The 15,032-nt window shown below is 68.9% G+C and carries 18 protein-coding genes and 1 pseudogene; 10 read left to right on the top strand and 9 right to left on the bottom strand.

Translation table 11 applies throughout. From position 1 onward, the window contains the following. The 3 genes from AC1RGU_RS12495 to AC1RGU_RS12485 form a co-directional block, all read right to left on the bottom strand. On the bottom strand, window positions 1-249 hold the full coding sequence (locus AC1RGU_RS12495) for an MbtH family protein (RefSeq protein ID WP_492699233.1): 249 nt from the start codon (window positions 247-249) through the stop codon (window positions 1-3). A 160-nt stretch (window positions 250-409) separates the two neighbouring features. Then, window positions 410-655 carry a FecR/PupR family sigma factor regulator gene (locus AC1RGU_RS12490; protein ID WP_492699231.1) on the bottom strand — a complete coding sequence of 82 codons (246 nt, stop codon included), beginning with the start codon at window positions 653-655 and terminating at the stop codon, window positions 410-412. 39 nt (window positions 656-694) lie between these two features. Then, window positions 695-1,228 (bottom strand): sigma-70 family RNA polymerase sigma factor, encoded by a 534-nt coding sequence (locus AC1RGU_RS12485; RefSeq protein ID WP_492699229.1) that lies wholly within the window; start codon window positions 1,226-1,228, stop codon window positions 695-697. A 175-nt stretch (window positions 1,229-1,403) separates the two neighbouring features. On the opposite strand from AC1RGU_RS12485, the gene AC1RGU_RS12480 reads away from it, so the two are divergent. The 5 genes from AC1RGU_RS12480 (at window position 1,404) to AC1RGU_RS12460 (ending at window position 4,737) form a co-directional block, all read left to right on the top strand. Beyond that, window positions 1,404-2,252 (top strand): plasmid replication/partition related protein, encoded by an 849-nt coding sequence (locus AC1RGU_RS12480; protein WP_492699227.1) that lies wholly within the window; start codon window positions 1,404-1,406, stop codon window positions 2,250-2,252. A 352-nt stretch (window positions 2,253-2,604) separates the two neighbouring features. After that, entirely contained in the window at window positions 2,605-3,321 is a 717-nt protein-coding gene (locus AC1RGU_RS12475; protein WP_492699225.1) for a hypothetical protein, read from the top strand. Further along, complete coding sequence (locus AC1RGU_RS12470) at window positions 3,318-3,842, top strand: GTP-binding protein (protein WP_062469903.1); 525 nt, start codon at window positions 3,318-3,320, stop codon at window positions 3,840-3,842. The genes AC1RGU_RS12475 and AC1RGU_RS12470 overlap by 4 nt, the downstream gene beginning before the upstream one ends. Before the next feature lie 102 nt (window positions 3,843-3,944). After that, window positions 3,945-4,274 carry a roadblock/LC7 domain-containing protein gene (locus tag AC1RGU_RS12465; RefSeq protein WP_235944037.1) on the top strand — a complete coding sequence of 110 codons (330 nt, stop codon included), beginning with the start codon at window positions 3,945-3,947 and terminating at the stop codon, window positions 4,272-4,274. Between the two features lie 103 nt (window positions 4,275-4,377). After that, entirely contained in the window at window positions 4,378-4,737 is a 360-nt protein-coding gene (locus AC1RGU_RS12460; RefSeq protein WP_070062428.1) for a hypothetical protein, read from the top strand. Between the two features lie 55 nt (window positions 4,738-4,792). Here AC1RGU_RS12460 and AC1RGU_RS12455 read toward each other — a convergent pair whose 3' ends face one another. The 5 genes and pseudogenes from AC1RGU_RS12455 to AC1RGU_RS12435 form a co-directional block, all read right to left on the bottom strand. Further along, entirely contained in the window at window positions 4,793-6,034 is a 1,242-nt protein-coding gene (locus AC1RGU_RS12455; RefSeq protein ID WP_492699222.1) for a dienelactone hydrolase family protein, read from the bottom strand. Between the two features lie 51 nt (window positions 6,035-6,085). Beyond that, a complete protein-coding gene (locus AC1RGU_RS12450; protein ID WP_253252594.1) occupies window positions 6,086-6,547 on the bottom strand; it encodes a flavin reductase family protein in 462 nt (153 codons plus the stop codon). A gap of 36 nt (window positions 6,548-6,583) precedes the next feature. Next, window positions 6,584-7,819, bottom strand: a pseudogene (locus AC1RGU_RS12445) (styrene monooxygenase/indole monooxygenase family protein); the annotation flags it as partial. Between the two features lie 13 nt (window positions 7,820-7,832). Then, on the bottom strand, window positions 7,833-9,080 hold the full coding sequence (locus AC1RGU_RS12440) for a styrene monooxygenase/indole monooxygenase family protein (RefSeq protein ID WP_492699220.1): 1,248 nt from the start codon (window positions 9,078-9,080) through the stop codon (window positions 7,833-7,835). Between the two features lie 49 nt (window positions 9,081-9,129). Next, a complete protein-coding gene (locus AC1RGU_RS12435) occupies window positions 9,130-9,924 on the bottom strand; it encodes an SDR family oxidoreductase (RefSeq protein ID WP_492699218.1) in 795 nt (264 codons plus the stop codon). 184 nt (window positions 9,925-10,108) lie between these two features. Between AC1RGU_RS12435 and AC1RGU_RS12430 the strand changes: the two genes are divergently transcribed. Beyond that, the gene (locus AC1RGU_RS12430; RefSeq protein WP_139702102.1) at window positions 10,109-11,119 is read left to right on the top strand and encodes an AraC family transcriptional regulator; all 1,011 of its coding nucleotides are present in this window, start codon (window positions 10,109-10,111) and stop codon (window positions 11,117-11,119) included. Window positions 11,120-11,134: 15 nt separating this feature from the next. On the opposite strand, the gene AC1RGU_RS12425 is transcribed toward AC1RGU_RS12430, so the two are convergent. Beyond that, on the bottom strand, window positions 11,135-11,944 hold the full coding sequence (locus AC1RGU_RS12425; RefSeq protein WP_492699216.1) for a siderophore-interacting protein: 810 nt from the start codon (window positions 11,942-11,944) through the stop codon (window positions 11,135-11,137). Window positions 11,945-12,051: 107 nt separating this feature from the next. Here AC1RGU_RS12425 and AC1RGU_RS12420 point away from each other — a divergent pair, with 107 nt between their 5' ends. The 4 genes from AC1RGU_RS12420 (at window position 12,052) to AC1RGU_RS12405 (ending at window position 14,890) form a co-directional block, all read left to right on the top strand. Continuing rightward, window positions 12,052-12,675, top strand: coding sequence for a TetR/AcrR family transcriptional regulator (locus AC1RGU_RS12420; RefSeq protein WP_307696017.1), 624 nt, complete (start codon window positions 12,052-12,054; stop codon window positions 12,673-12,675). Between the two features lie 419 nt (window positions 12,676-13,094). Continuing rightward, the gene (locus tag AC1RGU_RS12415) at window positions 13,095-14,045 is read left to right on the top strand and encodes a universal stress protein (RefSeq protein ID WP_070062422.1); all 951 of its coding nucleotides are present in this window, start codon (window positions 13,095-13,097) and stop codon (window positions 14,043-14,045) included. Continuing rightward, window positions 14,035-14,550: a hypothetical protein gene (locus AC1RGU_RS12410; RefSeq protein ID WP_062469933.1), complete on the top strand. Its 516-nt coding sequence runs from the start codon at window positions 14,035-14,037 to the stop codon at window positions 14,548-14,550. The genes AC1RGU_RS12415 and AC1RGU_RS12410 overlap by 11 nt, the downstream gene beginning before the upstream one ends. 76 nt (window positions 14,551-14,626) lie before the next feature. After that, window positions 14,627-14,890, top strand: a complete 264-nt coding sequence (locus tag AC1RGU_RS12405) for a hypothetical protein (RefSeq protein WP_354343855.1) — start codon at window positions 14,627-14,629, stop codon at window positions 14,888-14,890. The last annotated feature ends 142 nt before the right edge of the window (window positions 14,891-15,032 follow it).

The following is a 15,032-nucleotide window of genomic DNA, read 5'->3' as shown; positions in this document are numbered from 1 at the left end:
TCAGGCGGAGGTGGAGACGTTGTCGGTTGGCTGCTGCGCGGCCATCCAGTCGCGCAACGACTTGGGGCGCATGTCGGTCCACTGGGCTTCGACGTAGTCGAGCACGGTCTTCTTGTCGCCCTTGACGCCGTCGACGGCGGTCCAGCCGCCGGGCACGGCCTTCCAGTGCGGCCAGATGGAGTACTGCGCTTCGTGGTTGACGAGCACGATGAAGGTCTCGTCCTCGCGGTCGAAACAGCTGGTAGACATGGGCGGTCCTCTTGGTAAGTGCAATGACGGGCAGGGTTTGCCCTTGCGATACAAGACGCGCCGCGGGGCCGGGTGTTTAGTCCCGAGTGCATGAAAACCGCGCACGGCTGCGCCACGGCGGGGCCGCTCTACGAGCTGCGAAAAAAAGAGAGGGAGCGGGCTAGCGGGCCGTGTCTTCGGCGTCCGGCGAAGGGACGTCGTGCGCGGGCGGCACCAGGCCGACGAGCAGCCAGAGGCGGGCCGCTTCATCGTAAGCCTGGCGATGGGCGGGATCGGCGGCGAGCCAGTGCGCGAGCTCGGCGCTCGCGGCGGCGTCGAGCTCGCCCTCGCCGGCGTGCTGGCGGCGGACCCACGCCCAGGCGGTCTGCCAGGTGGGGTCGCTTTGCGTGTCGTTGGGGCTGCTCATCGGCGGCCATCGTAGCGCCGATGCGGTGCGTCGGAAAACTCAGGCGGCCTGCACGAGGTAGCGGCAGCTTTCGAGGGCCGCGTCGACGTCCTTGATCATGAAGTTCACGAGCGTGGCGGAGCAGCCCAGGCGCGTGGCGATCTCGCGCTGGGTCAGGCCACTGAGACGGTTGAGTTCGAACGCGAGGCGGGTGCGCGCCGGCAGCGCTTCGAGCACGCGGTCGATGGCCACCAGCGCCTGCCGGCCGCCGAGCACGCGGTCGGGCGCGTCGTTGCTGCTGGGCGGGCTCACGAGTTCGACGTCGTCGCAGTAGGTGCGGTAGCTGGCCTCCACGGAATGGTGGCGGTGGTAGTCGACCGCCACGTTGCGCACCACCTGGCAGCAGTAACCGAGCGGCTTGCGGACATCGCGCACCGAAGCGCCGTCGGCGAGCTTCAGGTAGGCGTCCTGCAGCACTTCGTCTGCGAGGTCAGCGGTGCGGACGATCTTTTGCGCGACGCGCTGGAGCTGGGCACGGTTCGCGATGAAGACCTCCCCCAGCGTGGGCGCGGACGGGGAAAGCGACAGATCCATGGGTACTCCTGAAGTGTTCAAGGGCAAAGATGCAAATAAGAACTATTACCATTTGATGACGCAAGAAGGCCCTGTTTTTCCCGGTGGCGCCTTCTCGTCTCTCTCCCTGTCTAGACGTTCGAGCGGCCGAAACCGAGACACCTAAAATTCCGCCCCTTACATCGCACCCGTACCCATGAACATCGTCGTCAACGAAGAACTCAAAGCCTATATCGATCCCTTGACGCCGGAGGAGTACGAAGCCCTCGAACGCAGCATCCTCACCGAAGGCTGCCGCGACGCGCTGGTGCTGTGGGGCGACGTGCTGGTGGACGGCCACAACCGCTACGGCATCTGCCAGAAGCACGGCCTGCCCTTTCAGACCGTGCAGAACACGCGCTTCAAGACGCTGCAGGACGTGCACCTGTGGATGATCGACCAGCACCTGGGCCGCCGCAGCATCTCGGACTACTTGCGCGGCGTGCTGGCGCTGCGCAAGAAGGACATCGTGGACGAGCGCCGCGCCCGCAGCACTGCCACCACCCCGACCACGGCGGACGATCCGCCCTTCGACGTCGACGACGCGCCAGCTTCGACCTCTTCTCCCTCCACTCCCGCTTCCGACGAGGCCCTGCCGCCGCCCGTGCCGCTGAACAGCCGCGAGGCCATCGCCCGCGCCGCACGCCTGAGCAGCAGCCAGGTCGTGATGATCGAGAAGATCCAGAAGCAGGCTGCGCCCGAACTGGTGGCGGCCGTGAAGTCAGGCGTGATCTCGATCAACACGGCCGCGGCCGTCGCCTCGCTACCCGCCGAAGAGCAGGTGACAGCCGCCAACGCCGGCAAGGACGAGCTCAAGCAGGCCGCCAAGCGCGTGCGCGAGGCCAAGCGCAAACCGCGCGAAGCGGCGCCCGAAACCGAAGAAGGCGCCGAACCGGCGGCGCTCGACGCCGTGCAGCAACTGCAACAGCGCGTGGCCGAGCTCACGGCCGAGAACGCGGACCTGCGCCGGCAAGTGGCCGAGCTGCAGGCCCAACTGGCGCACTGACGCCCCGGCGGGCGCCCTTCTCCCCGCCCGCCGCTTTCACCGCCCCCTCCCTGAAACCTCGCGCGCCGCGCTGCGGCCCGCGAGGCTTTGTCGCGTCCGCGACCCACTGAAAACAGTTGTTCGTAATCTTGTGTTTTTATTTGCAACAAGTGTTATATTTTTGACGCCACCTCCAAACAAACACTTTAGTTCTCCCAGCCAGCGTTGTGATCGGCGTCTCCGTCCAACTTCTTACAGTGAGTGCTTAAGTTGCAAAAAGAACGGCGATGCCGCCTCCAATCGGTGTTTTCGATGCGGTTGAACGCAACATCCCACAGCGGCCGGCCGATGGGCACGGTGGTGCGGAGGCTGCATGACGGCCGTTAACACCGTTCCCAAAAGTCAACGCGCCCTGCTGAGCTACAGCGTCGAAGGGCTGCCGCACCGCGAAGAAGTGCTGCTCAAGTCGCTGATCCGGCTGCTCGACCACCGCACGCACCAGAACTGGTCGTGGAAGGCCGAACAGGCCGACCTGCGGGTCGTCGGCGACCAGGTCGCCCTCGCAGCCGCCTCGCCCCAACCGGCGGTGCCCACGCTGACCGTCGCCCATGCCGACCCGCAACGCGGCCCGTTCCTGGCCCTGCCGCTGCACACCGATGCGCTGGAAGTGGTGCTCAACCGCCTCGGCGCGATGGTCGTCCACGCCCGCGGCCTGGGGCTGGCCATGACCGAGGTGCCGATCGGCGAGCACGAAGAGTTCCGCATGCTGCGCTGGCCGCCCGCGGCCGTGCTCGAGGCGCCGATCCGCCTGCGGCTGGCCACGCTGATGTCCAACCGGCCGGCGTCGGTGCTGTCGCTGCAGCAGCGCTCGCCCGCCACGCGCCAGGAGTGCGCGGATTTCCTGGCCGACCTGCAGCGCGCCGGCCTGCTCGAACGCGCCGCACCACCCGGCGCGCTGGTGGCGGCCTCGGCCCCCGACAGCGTCTTTCCCGACAGCCGCTTTCCGGCACCCGCCCGCGACACCGTGCAGCCCGGCCTGCTCGCACGCATCAGGAACCGACTCGGCTTGCTGCCGTCAGGCCCTCAATGACCGTAGAACACAAGATCCTCTTCACCGGCACCATGGGCGCCGGCAAAACCACGGCCATCGCCGGCGTGAGCGAGATCCCGCCCGTGAGCACCGACGTGCGCAACAGCGACACCTCGGTCGCCAAGGCCACCACCACGGTCGGCCTGGACTACGGCGAACTCACGCTCGACAACGGCGAGAAGCTGCGCCTGTACGGCACGCCCGGCCAGATGCGCTTCGACTTCATGTGGCGCATCCTGGGGCGCGGCGCGCTCGGCGTGGTGATCCTGGTGGACAACAGCCGCCCCGATCCGCTGGCCGACCTGGACATCTACCTGGACGGCTTCGCCGAACTCATCGCGCAGACCGCCTGCGTGGTGGCCGTGGGCCGCATGGAAACGCACCCGAGCCCCGGCATCGACGCCTACGCCCGGCGCATGGAGGCCAAGGGCGTCGTGTGCCCGGTGCTGCCGGCCAACGTCACCGATGCGCAGCAGGTCGTGCAGCTGCTGGAACTGCTCCTGCTCCAGCTCGAGGTCTGAACGCAGGACGCCCCCTCTTTTTCTCCTTTTCCTTCCATTCAGGCAGCAATGAACATCACTCCAAGAATCAGGCTTGCAGCGGAATCGGCCATCGACACCCTGATGCGCGAAATCAAGGGCGTGAAGGCCGTGGTGATCTCGACCGAAGACGGCCTGGAGCTGGCCGCGCGCGTCGAGAACACCGCGCAGGTCGCGCGCCTGTCGGCCATCGCCAGTTCGCTCGCCGCTTTGGGCGCCGTGGCCGGCGAGGAAAGCCAGCTGGGCCACTGCGACAACGTGGCGATCGAGGCCACGCACGGCCACATCCTGATGCTGCAGGCGCGGCATCCCGAGATGACGCTGATCGTGAGCGTGGTCACCAGCCGCGAAGCCATCATCGGCCAGGTCCTGTACTTCGCGAAACAGGCAACGCAGCTGCTGCAGCACGCCTGACGCCGGGCGCCGGCGCACCACACCCATTCGACACCGGCAGCCGCCCATCCCCTTCGCCCGGGTGGCCGCCGACTTTCAGGGGCGAGGACTAGGAAAGATTTCGATGGCAAATATCAAGCAATCCATGGACGAACTGATGACCTGCGACGGCGCCCTGTGCGCGGCGTTGGTCGATTCGAGCAGCGGCATGATCCTGGGCCAGATCGGCTCGGGCGTCGATCTCGAGGTGGCCGCCGCCGGCAACACCGAAGTGGTCCGCGCCAAGCTGCGCACCATGCGCGACCTCGGCCTGAACGACAGCATCGAAGACATGCTGATCACGCTCGGCAAGCAGTACCACATCATCCGCCCGATGCAGAAGAAGGAAGGCCTGTTCGTCTACCTGGTGCTGGACAAGACCAAGTCGAACCTGGCCATGGCACGCCGCAAGACGCTCGACGTCGAACAAGGCATGACGGTCTGAGAAGCCCGCCGCGTCCCGCGCGGCAGCTTCGCCGCGCGGACGCATCAGGCGCGCATCAAGCGCGCGTCAGCAACGTGTTCGACGGCAGCGTCTCGTCGAGCAGCTTGCGCGCCGTTTCCACGCCCGCCACCGGCAGCAGCGCCGCGTCGAGCAGGCCCACCTGCACCAGCACGCTCGCCTGGTCCCAGTAGATGTGCTCGTGGTAGAGCTTGTCGCCGCGGAACTTGATGACCGCGAGCAGCGGGATCTCCACGCGCTTTCCGGTGGGCGCCACGCCGGGCAGCATCCACGGGATCTCGGTGGTGTGGGTGAAGCAGAACAGCATCTCGTCGACCACCTGCGTCGCGCCCACGGTGCGCGAGATCGGCACCAGCGAGGTGTCGGGCGGGTTGCTGTTGACGAAGTGGTTCGTATAGAACGCGTGCAGGTTCTTGTAGCCCACGCCGCCGGTCATGGTCGGGATGTGGTTGACGTAGGGCTCGGCCACCATGGTGCCCATGGTGTCGTCGACGTTGCGGGTGCCGAACTCGTACTCGCAGTGCTTGTCCCACAGCGCGGCCAGGTCGTAGTTCGGGCCGATGGCCGACTTCAGCGCGGCCACGCTGCGCTCGTGCGCCATGAGCGCCGAGGCACGGTGGAAGTGCTCGCCGCCCACGCGCGCAAAGGCGTGGTCGACGCCGGGGTACACATGCACCTCGACGTTCGGCCGGCCACGCAGCGTCTGCACGATGCGGTCGCGCGCCTCGGGCGGGCAGAAGCCGTCGAGCTCCGCCACGTGCAGCGCCAGCTTGCAGCGGATGCGGTCGGCCTCGTCGAGCGCGGCGTCGATGCCCACGCCGTAGTAGCCCACGGCCACGTCCGCGTCGGTACGGCAGGCCGCCAGGTAGGCGAGCTTGCCGCCCAGGCAGAAGCCGAGCACGCCGACCTTGCCGCCGGGCACCTCGGGGCGCTGGCGCAGCGCGGTGATGGCGGCCTGCATGTCCTGCATGCCGAGCGCTTCGTCGAAGCCCTGGTACAGCGCGAAGGCGCGCTGCCAGTCGTCGGGCGTGTAGCCCAGCTGCACATCGGGCTCCTGGCGCCAGAACAGGTCGGGCACGAGCACCACGTAGCCTTCCTCGGCGTAGTAGTCGGCCACGTCGCGCATGGTCTTGTTGACGCCGAAGATTTCCTGCGCGAGCACGAGGCCCGGGCCGGTGCCGCCGCGCGGCAGGGCCAGGTAGGCGCCGAAGCTGCCGCTGCCGTCGGCGGCCTGGATGCGGATGTCTTGCGACGACGATGGGGATGCCTTGTTCTGCATGGGTGTGTGACTCCGTTCAATGCTCAAAGGTGGACGTGGGGAACCAGGGGCTCACTGTACGCATTCCGGATGGCGCGTCGTGACCTGGTAGTAGCCCGAGTGAAAAACCAGCGGCTCGCCGTCGAAGCGCTCGTAGCCCTCGACCTCGCCGATGAAGATCAGGTGGTCGCCGCCGTCGTACTGTCGCACGTTGCGGCACACGAAGCGCGCGAGCACGCCGTTGAGCAGCGGCACGCCGGCCGTGCCCTCGCAGCAGTCGACGCCGCCGAACTTGTCGGCCTGCGGTGTCGAGAACTGGCGCGACAGGTGATGTTGCGGCGCGGCCAGCACGTTGATCGCGAAGTGGCTCGCGCCGGTGAAGTCGGCCACGCTGGGCGCCTGCCGCGCCAGGCTCCACAGCACCAGCGGCGGGTCGAGCGACACCGACGAGAACGAGTTGGCCGTCATGCCCACGCGGCGCCCGTCGAGTGCGCGCGTGGTGATCACGGTGACACCGGTGCTGAACTGGCCCAGCGCCTTGCGGAAGTCGCGCCGGTCGAAGCGGTCGACCGCGGCCTCGCGCGCCTTCGCTTCGAGAAAGCGATCGGCCTCGGCCGCGTCGAACCACCAGGGCGCGAAATTGCGCGGGTCGTCGAAGCCGTTGACCACCGCGCTCGCCACGGCCGGCCTGTGCGTGGCGCTCTGCAGCAGCTTCTGCAGGTGCGGCGCGGGCGGCGTGAGCAGGCTGTGCGTCCAGTCGGTGGCCCAGCGGGCGTAGCCCTCCCAGTAGCGGTCGAAGGTCTGCTGCATCCACGCGGCGTCGAAGGGCGCGTCGCCGTGCTCGAGGATGCGCTTGAGGTAGATGTCGGCCGCCTTGGCCGCGTTGTTCGAGCCCTGCCCCGTGATCGGGTCGTTGAGCACCACCGCGTCGGCGAGCCCCAGCACCTGGCGGCCCGAGGGCAGCGTGGCCACCGGGTGGCGCACCACGGGCGTGACGCGGCCACGCAGCACGCCGTGGTCGTCGGTGAGCTCGATGTGTTCGCAGCGCTCGGCCTCCCACGGCAGGAAGGTGGCCAGGATCTGCTTGCTGCGCGCCAGGTGCTCCTGCGGCGTCTTCACGTCGTCCCAGCAATCCATCGGGCCGCCGGGCACGCCTTCGAACACCATGATCTCGCACGGGCCACTGGTGGTGAGCGCCGGGAACACGAAGTACTCGCCGACACCCGGAATGAGGTTGAAGCTCACGGCCGCGAACGGCTCGCGCGGGCGCATGCCCCTCACGTAGGTGAGCGCCAGCGCGCGCTGCGGCGCGTCGAAGGGCGAGCGCGCCGCGTCGCGCGGGAACAGCGCCGAGATCTCGCCCTTGCCGCTCGCGACGACCACGAGATCGTGCGTGCGCGCGCATTCTTCCAGCGTGTCGATGTCCGCGTCCTGGTGCACGAGGCGGCCGCCACGCGCCTCGAAGAGTTGCATCCACGCAGAGATCTTCAGGCGCTGATCGACCGACTGCGCGAGGCCGTCGAGCTTCGCCTCCCACGCGATGGCACGGCTGCCTTCGGGGCTGCGCACCGACATGCCGATGCCCTCGACCACCGGGCAGGTGTCGGCCCAGCTGTCGAGCCCCAGTTCGCGCTCGGTCTGCAGCGCGGTCTCGAACATGCACTGGCTGGACATCACCGGCCCGTCGAAGATCTCCTGCGCCGTGCGGTTCGCATACACCGTCACGGCGTACCCTTTGGCCCGCAGGCCCAGTGCGAGCTGCATGCCGGACTGGCCGGCGCCGACGATGGCCACGCGTCGTGTCATGGGCTGGCTCCGCCTACGCAGCCGCCGCGGCGGCCGCGCAGGTGTCGAGGTAGCGGTCGGCCTCCTGCGGGTCGGAGAACCACGGGAAGAAGGTGCGCGGATCGTCGAAGCCGTTGGCAATGGCGCTGGCCATCGGCGCCACGGCGCCGGCGCTGCCGAGCAGCTTGAGCACGTGCGGCGGCGGCGGTGCGAGCAGCATGTTGGTCCAGCGCGTGACCCACTGCGCGTAGCCGAACCAGTAACGGTCGAAAGTCTGTTGCATCCACGGCGCATCGGCCGCGCCCTCGCCGCGCGCCAGGATGCTTTTCAGGTAGGTGTCGGCGCACTTGGCCGCGTTGTTCGAACCTTGCCCGGTGATCGGGTCGTTGAGCACCACCACGTCGGCCAGGCCGAGCACCTTGCGGCCCGAAGGCAGCGTCGCGATGGGCTTGCGCACGGTGGGCGCGAAGCGGCCGGCGAGGATGCCGTTGTCGTCGGTGAGCTCGATGTCGGCGCAGCGCTCGGCCTCCCAGGGCGTGAAGGTGTCGAGGATCCACTTGCTGCGCGCCAGGTGCTCCTGCGGCGTCTTCACGTCGGCCCAGCAGTCCATCGGGCCGCCGGGCACGCCCTCGAACACCATGATCTCGCACGGGCCCGTGGTGGTGAGCGCCGGGAACACGAAGTACTCGCCCACGCCCGGAATGAGGTTGAAGCACACGGCCGAGTACGGCGTGCGCGGGCGCATGCCCTTCACGTAGGTGAGCGCCAGTGCGCGCTGCGGCTGGTCGTAGGTCGACTTGGCGGCGTCGCGCTCGAAGAGCTTGGAGATCTCGCCCTTGCCGCTGGCCACCAGCGTGAGGTCGTGGCTGCGGGTGCAGGCCTCGAGGTCGTCGATGCCGGCGTCCTTGAAGACCAGCTCGCCGCCCTTTTGCTGGAACAGCGCCATCCACGCCGGCACCTTCACGCGCTGGTCGACCGACTGCGCGCTCGAGTTCAGCCGCGCCGCCCATTCGATGGCCTTGGCGCCCTTCTGCTCGGGGTGCGGCACGGCGAAGCCGATGCCGTCCACCGTGGGACAGTCGCTGGCCCAATGGTCGAGCCCGAGGTCGCGCTCGACCTGCAGCGCGGTGTGGAACATGCACTGGCTCGACATGACCTTGCCGTGGCGGATGTCGTCCGCCGTGCGGTTGCTGTACATCGTGACCTCGTAGCCTGCGTCCAGCAGGCCCAGTCCCAGTTGCAGGCCCGACTGGCCTGCGCCGACGATGGCGATTCGCTTCATGGCTTGCTCCTTCTGTGTTGTCTCGTGGGGGTGTTGTTGTGGATGCCGATCAGGGTTCCATCAGGCGGGGAATGGCCGGCACGGCCTGCTCCGGGCCCATGGCGGAGTAGCCGCCGTCCACCGCATAGTCGGCGCCGGTGACGAAGCTCGCGTGCTCGGAGCACAGGAACAGCACCACCTGCGCCACCTCGTCGGGGTCGCCGACGCGCCCCAGCAGGTGGTAGGGCGCGGCCACACGGTCGGTGCGCGCGCGGTCGCCGCCGGTCAGCTGGTCCATCACGGCCGACCAGGTCCAGCCCGGCGAGACGCTGTTCACGCGGATGCGGTCGGGGGCGAGGTCCATCGCCATGTTGCGCGTGAGCTGCGCCATCGCGGCCTTGCTCACGGGGTAGAGCCAGCGCCCGGTCTGGGCCACGCGCGAGGAGATGCTGGTGAAGTTGACTACCGCCCCGCCGCCAGCCGCGACCATGTGCGGGTGCACCGCCTGCAGCATCGCGACGGCGCTGGCCACGTTCACGTTGAACGAGGTGAGCCAGTCGGCGCGCGGCGACTTGAAGCCGTCGTCCACGTACGAGCACGCCAGGTTCACCAGAAAGTGCACGCCGCCGTGGCGGGCCGCGGCCTCGTCGACGCAGGCCTTCACCTGGGCGTCGTCGGTGATGTCGGTGCGCACGAAGCGCACCCCGGCGCCCAGCGCGTCGGCCAGCGGCTGGCCCTTGTCGGCGTCGATGTCGGCGACGACCACCTTCACGCCCGCCGCGTGGAAGGCGCGCACCACGCCGGCGCCTATCAATGTCGAACCACCCGTGACGATGGCGCTTTTGCCTTCGAGTCCCTTGAACATGACGCTTGCTCTCCTCGGTTGAATCGCCGGTTCGGCGAATGGGCCAAAGGTAGAGCGCCGGGCCTCGCCGGCCGATCCCGAAAACGCAGGCGCTGTCCCTGTCGCGCAGGTTTTTTCGGGGGGTCCAAGGGACGGCCCGAATTGTGGGCTGGAAGGCTTTTTGCTACGGTCTGCCCGCTTCCCTATGGAAACCGCCACCGCCCCACGGCTGCCGCTGCAGCGTTACCGTTTGTTCGAGAGCCACGACATGGACGAGGCGCGCGAGAGCGTGGCCCGCGTGTTCTGCCCCCACGGCCTCACGATGCTGCGCCCGCGCACCGAACTGGACGCCTGCCACCACAGCGCGCGGCTGCACCGCGACGTGAGCCTCAATTACGTGCAGTACGGCCCCGGCGTCCAGATCGACCCTGGCTACCTGCAAGACTTCTTCTTGTTGCAGATTCCGTTGCGCGGCGGCGCCGACATCCGCTGCGGCGGCCAGCAGGTCGAGGCCACGCCGCGCGTCGCCTCGCTGCCCTCGCCCACCGAACTGCTGTCGATGCGCTGGGCCGACGACAGCCCGCACCTGATCGTGCGCATCGCGCGCGCGGCGCTGCTGTCGCGGCTCGAGGCGCTGCTGCAGGCGCCCGTGCGCCAGCACCTGGTGTTCGACCTCGGCGTGCCGCTGGACAACCCCGCGCTCGCACCGCTGGTGCATTTCATCGACTACCTGCGGCTCACGCTCGATGCCGGCAATGCGCTGCAAGGCGGCGGGCGCCTGGCCGAGCATGCCGAGGAGTACCTGATGTCGAGCCTGCTGATGTCGGCGGGCCACAACCACTCGCGCGCCCTGGCCGGCGACGCGCAGCGCCACCTGCTGCCGCGCGCGGTGCGCAAGGCACAGGAGTTCATGGCCGCGCACGCCGAGCAGCCGCTGTCGCTGGCCGACGTGTGCCGCGAGGCCGGCTGCAGCGCGCGCGCCCTGCAGCTCGCGTTCCGCCAGCATGCGGGCCAGGGACCGATGGAGTTCCTGCGCGAGCTGCGGCTGGACCGGGTGCGCGCCGAGCTGCAGGCCGCGTCCACGCAGACGGGCGTGCGCGACGTGGCGGAAAAATACGGCTTCCTTCACCTGGGCCATTTCGCGGCCCAGTACCGCGCGCGCTTCGGCGAGCGGCCTTCGGACACCCGCACGCGCCACGCACCGGCGGAACACTGACCCGGCGCGTCGGGCTCAGGCCCGGTCGCGGTGGTCGGCTTCGCCGTGCTTCCAGTAGCCCTTGGCGGTCAGGCGCGTGCGCGCCAGGCCCTGGTCGTTCAGGAAATGGGCGCGCAACGTGCGCACCACGCCCGACTCGCCCGCCAGCCAGATGTAACCGGGCCCCGCCGGCTGCGGCCGGTGCATCAGCTGTTGTTGAAGCGCCAGCCCCGGCTCGGCCGGATCGCCGGTGAGCCAGCAGGTGCGCAGCACGGCCTGGCTGCGGATCTCCTGCACATCGGCCGCCGTGGGCACTTCGACATAGGTCTTGAGGCGGATCTCCGGCCCGAGGCTCGCGGCAATCGACTGGATCGCAGGCAGCGCGGTCGCGTCGCCGGCCAGCATCACCCAGCGCGCGTCGTCCGGGAGCGCGAAGCCGCCGTCGCGCGGCCCGGCAAAGCCGATGCGCTCACCCGGCTGCGCCCGTGCCGCCCAGGCCGACGCAGGGCCTTCGTGGCCGCCGTCACCATGCAGCACGAAGTCCAGCTCGAGCGTGGCGGCAACGCGGTCGATGCGCCGCAGGGTGTAGGCGCGCCCATCGCCGCCGGGCACGAACACCTTCACCCAGGCGCCGGGTTGGTCGGCCGCCGCGTGGCGCAAGAAGGCCGCGACGTCCGGGCCGCCGAGGGTGATGCGGCGCATGTGCGGCGTCACGAGGCGACACTGGAGGACATGGGCTTCCAGCCGCGCACCGCGCTCGGGCGGGGCCGCCGCACTCGGTTGCGGGGATTGGAAGGCAGAGGGCAACGCACGCGGCGCGTGGGCCTCGAAGGCATGGGCAGTCATGGTGTGTGTCTGTCGAAGATGGCAGATGCTTGAATGCGAGCATTTGCTCGGTCGCCCCTAGAATACGAGCCATCACTCGCATTGAAAACTCGCATTCGGACCATCCGATGAAATCCCTTCCCCAGCCAAGAAAGGCGCCGCGCCAGGCGCGCTCCCAGCAGATGGTCGAGGTCATTCTGGAAGCCACGGCTCGCGTTCTGGGAGAACGCGGCTATGCCGGCACCAACACCAACGTGGTCGCCGAACGCGCCGGCGTGAGCGTGGGTTCGCTCTACCAGTACTTCCCGAACAAGGACTCGCTGATCACGGCGCTGCACGAGCGGCACGCCGCGCAGATGTACGCGGCCATCGACGACGTACTGGCCACATCGCGCGCGCGCAGCCTGCGCGGGCGCGTGCAGGCCATGGTGCGTGCACTGCTCGCGGCGCATGCGGTGTATCCCGAGCTGCATCGCGTGCTCGAAAAGGAATTTCCCTTCTTCGATGCGCCGCGCGAAGAGAGTGCGGCCGATCACGACATCTTCCGGCGCGTGCGCCAGCTGCTGGACGAGCACCGCCCCGAGCTCGCGCCGCGCAACCTCGACCTCGCCACCTGGGTGGTGCTGCAGATCATGGAGACGCTGGTGCATGCGGCCGTCATCGAACCGCCCGCGCAGTTCGAGCCGGCCGCGCTCGAGGCCTCGATCGTCGATGCGCTCATGGGCTATCTCTGCGGCCCGGCCGGGCGCTAAACAGTGGGATCTCATGCGTGAACCTCCAGGAAGACGGGGACAGACACGGAAACACGCCCCCTCCTGCGCATGACAAATGAAAAGGAAAAATGGGAAGCCCAACCGCGCATGCCCTGCACCGCGCGGCTCCAATCTGGCAAAGGTTGTGCGGGTACTGAACGGATTCGGCCGCATCCGGCCTAGACTCCCCCGCATGAACGCCCAGCCCTTCCTCCGCACCTTGACGTCCCGCCCCGGCGGTTGCACGCCTGCGTGGGCGCGGATGACAGCGGCGGCCCAGCAGACGCCCGCACATTCCTGAGCCCGGCGGTCCGCCTCTTTCCCCCTCTCTCTTTTCAGCGCAAACCATCGACCGCCGGGCACCTGCCCCGCGCGGCTGCGCCCCCGTCATCCGGGGTCGCGTTCGACTGGAGTGCGTCATGCATCATCATCAGGTTCAGCGGGAGCACGCCCTTCCCGGAGGCGGCGTCGCATCCAGCACGCCGTCTTTTCAATCCATCCTCGCCGTCACCGACCTGACGGCGCGCGGCAACCGCGCGGTCGAACGCGCCGCCCTGCTCGCGGCCGAACACGGCGCGCTGCTGAAGCTCGTGTACGCGCCCGCGGACCTCGCGCCGCTCGCGCACGCCGAGGCGGCGACCGCCCTCGCGGGGTTGGCCCGCGCCATGGCCACGCGCTTCGATGTGCTGGTCAAGCAGGTCGCGGGGCCTGGCGGCGGTCTCGCGCAGATCGTGGACGAGGCGCGCTACGTCGACCTCGTGGTGCTGAGCCACGAACGCGACCGCTCGCCCGCCGCCTTCTTCACCGGCCAGCCCGTGGAGCGCCTGCTGCGGCAGCTGCGCTGCCCGGTGCTCGTGACGCGGCTCGACACGCGCCTGCGCTACAGCCGCATCCTCGTGGCCGTCGACTTCACGCCCGCCTCGCGCGAGCTCGTGAGCCTGGCTCACGGACTGGACCCCGACGCCGCGCTGGAGCTGTTCCACGCACTCAACACGATGCACGAGAGCAAGCTGCGCTACGCCGAAGTGTCCGAACACGCCATCAAGACCTACCGCCACGACAGCATGCGACAGGCGCGCGAGCGGCTGTTCTCGCTCACCGACTCGTCCAGCGCGCGGCGCAACCGCGTGCTGTCGGCCATCGGCCGCGGCGACCCGGCGCGGCAGGCCACGGTGCAGCAGCAGCACGCGCGCGCCGAGCTGCTGGTGGTCGGCAAGCGCCGCGCCCATCCGCTGGCCGACTTCCTGTTCGGCAGCGTGGCGCAGCGTGTGCTGTGCTGGGCCACGGGCGACGTGCTGGTCGTGCCCGCCGACCGCCGCGCCGACACCCCGTCGCTCGTCATTTCGAGGAAGCTGCAAGATGTTCGCTGAAGACCCCCTCACCAAGTACCCGCTGCGCCAGTCGCTGCTGCCCGGCGCCGAAGGCCTGGCCGTCTTCGCCCAGCGCGGGCCGGTCGACTGGCTCTCGCGCCCCGACCAGTACGTGTTCATCTGCGAAGGACGCGGCGGCCGGATCTACGCGGCGAACGAGGCCGCGCTCGAAGAAGCCCAGCAGCTGATCCGGGACGCGCACGGCGACCAGGTCGTCTCGCGCGAACCCGAGATCCACACCTTCGTCGATCCCGCGCTCGACGCCGTGGTCGAGCCGATCATGTTCCTGCGCCTGAAGAGCCCGCGCGCCTACGCCACCGTGCTGCGCGACGAACTCGACCGGCGCCGCGCGGACGTGAAGGAAGAAGACCTGCAGCGCCACGACGTCGTGATCCGCGCCGAGGTGCGGCTGGCCGACCTCATGGGCTACGCGAAGTCGGCACTGGCGATGTCGAACGGCTCGGCGGTGATCTGGAACTGGCTGCTGCGGTACGGGATGGCCTGAGGGCTGCGGCCGGGCGCCTCTTCCCCTCCCACAAACCCGGTAGCCGGATTTCGGCCGGCGCGGCTAGATTTGCGGCATGGCCGACAACCCGCTGCTCCTCTTCTTCACGATGACCGAGAAATTCTCGGACCACCTGACCGCGACCGGCGCCTATCCGGAGAAGTTCGTGCTGAACCTGGCGCAGCACGACACCTACCTGCGCGACGTGGCGCTCTTCAACGCGGGCCGCCAGCGCCCCCTGGACCCGGCCTTGCACATGGGCATCCGCATCGAGATCGATGCGGCCTCGCCGGGTGTGATGGTGGCCTCCGACGGCACGCAGGTCCTGCTGCTGGGGTAGCGCTGCGCCTGAACTCGCGCAACCTGGGAAGGCGCGAACCGGTCAATGACCGGACAGGGCGCCCGATCAAAACCGGCGCACCGCCAGACAAAGGCGGCTGACGAGATCCTCCGCAGAATCGGACTCCCCTCGGAGCGACGCG

The sequence above is a fragment of the Variovorax sp. GW823-FHT02B07 genome (assembly GCF_058797695.1).
This window is presented reverse-complemented; position numbering and strand designations above follow the sequence as displayed.

Bases quoted from the DNA above. Each gene is read 5' to 3' on its own strand.
- AC1RGU_RS12470 (WP_062469903.1), top strand. From the start codon at position 3,318: ATGACCGTAGAACACAAGATCCTCTTCACCGGCACCATGGGCGCCGGC.
- AC1RGU_RS12435 (WP_492699218.1), bottom strand. From the start codon at position 9,924: ATGTTCAAGGGACTCGAAGGCAAAAGCGCCATCGTCACGGGTGGTTCG.
- AC1RGU_RS12460 (WP_070062428.1), top strand. From the start codon at position 4,378: ATGGCAAATATCAAGCAATCCATGGACGAACTGATGACCTGCGACGGC.
- AC1RGU_RS12490 (WP_492699231.1), bottom strand. From the start codon at position 655: ATGAGCAGCCCCAACGACACGCAAAGCGACCCCACCTGGCAGACCGCC.
- AC1RGU_RS12455 (WP_492699222.1), bottom strand. From the start codon at position 6,034: ATGCAGAACAAGGCATCCCCATCGTCGTCGCAAGACATCCGCATCCAG.
- AC1RGU_RS12485 (WP_492699229.1), bottom strand. From the start codon at position 1,228: ATGGATCTGTCGCTTTCCCCGTCCGCGCCCACGCTGGGGGAGGTCTTC.
- AC1RGU_RS12410 (WP_062469933.1), top strand. From the start codon at position 14,035: ATGTTCGCTGAAGACCCCCTCACCAAGTACCCGCTGCGCCAGTCGCTG.
- AC1RGU_RS12440 (WP_492699220.1), bottom strand. From the start codon at position 9,080: ATGAAGCGAATCGCCATCGTCGGCGCAGGCCAGTCGGGCCTGCAACTG.
- AC1RGU_RS12465 (WP_235944037.1), top strand. From the start codon at position 3,945: ATGCGCGAAATCAAGGGCGTGAAGGCCGTGGTGATCTCGACCGAAGAC.
- AC1RGU_RS12420 (WP_307696017.1), top strand. From the start codon at position 12,052: ATGAAATCCCTTCCCCAGCCAAGAAAGGCGCCGCGCCAGGCGCGCTCC.
- AC1RGU_RS12495 (WP_492699233.1), bottom strand. From the start codon at position 249: ATGTCTACCAGCTGTTTCGACCGCGAGGACGAGACCTTCATCGTGCTC.
- AC1RGU_RS12425 (WP_492699216.1), bottom strand. From the start codon at position 11,944: ATGACTGCCCATGCCTTCGAGGCCCACGCGCCGCGTGCGTTGCCCTCT.
- AC1RGU_RS12405 (WP_354343855.1), top strand. From the start codon at position 14,627: ATGGCCGACAACCCGCTGCTCCTCTTCTTCACGATGACCGAGAAATTC.
- AC1RGU_RS12415 (WP_070062422.1), top strand. From the start codon at position 13,095: ATGCATCATCATCAGGTTCAGCGGGAGCACGCCCTTCCCGGAGGCGGC.
- AC1RGU_RS12475 (WP_492699225.1), top strand. From the start codon at position 2,605: ATGACGGCCGTTAACACCGTTCCCAAAAGTCAACGCGCCCTGCTGAGC.
- AC1RGU_RS12480 (WP_492699227.1), top strand. From the start codon at position 1,404: ATGAACATCGTCGTCAACGAAGAACTCAAAGCCTATATCGATCCCTTG.
- AC1RGU_RS12430 (WP_139702102.1), top strand. From the start codon at position 10,109: ATGGAAACCGCCACCGCCCCACGGCTGCCGCTGCAGCGTTACCGTTTG.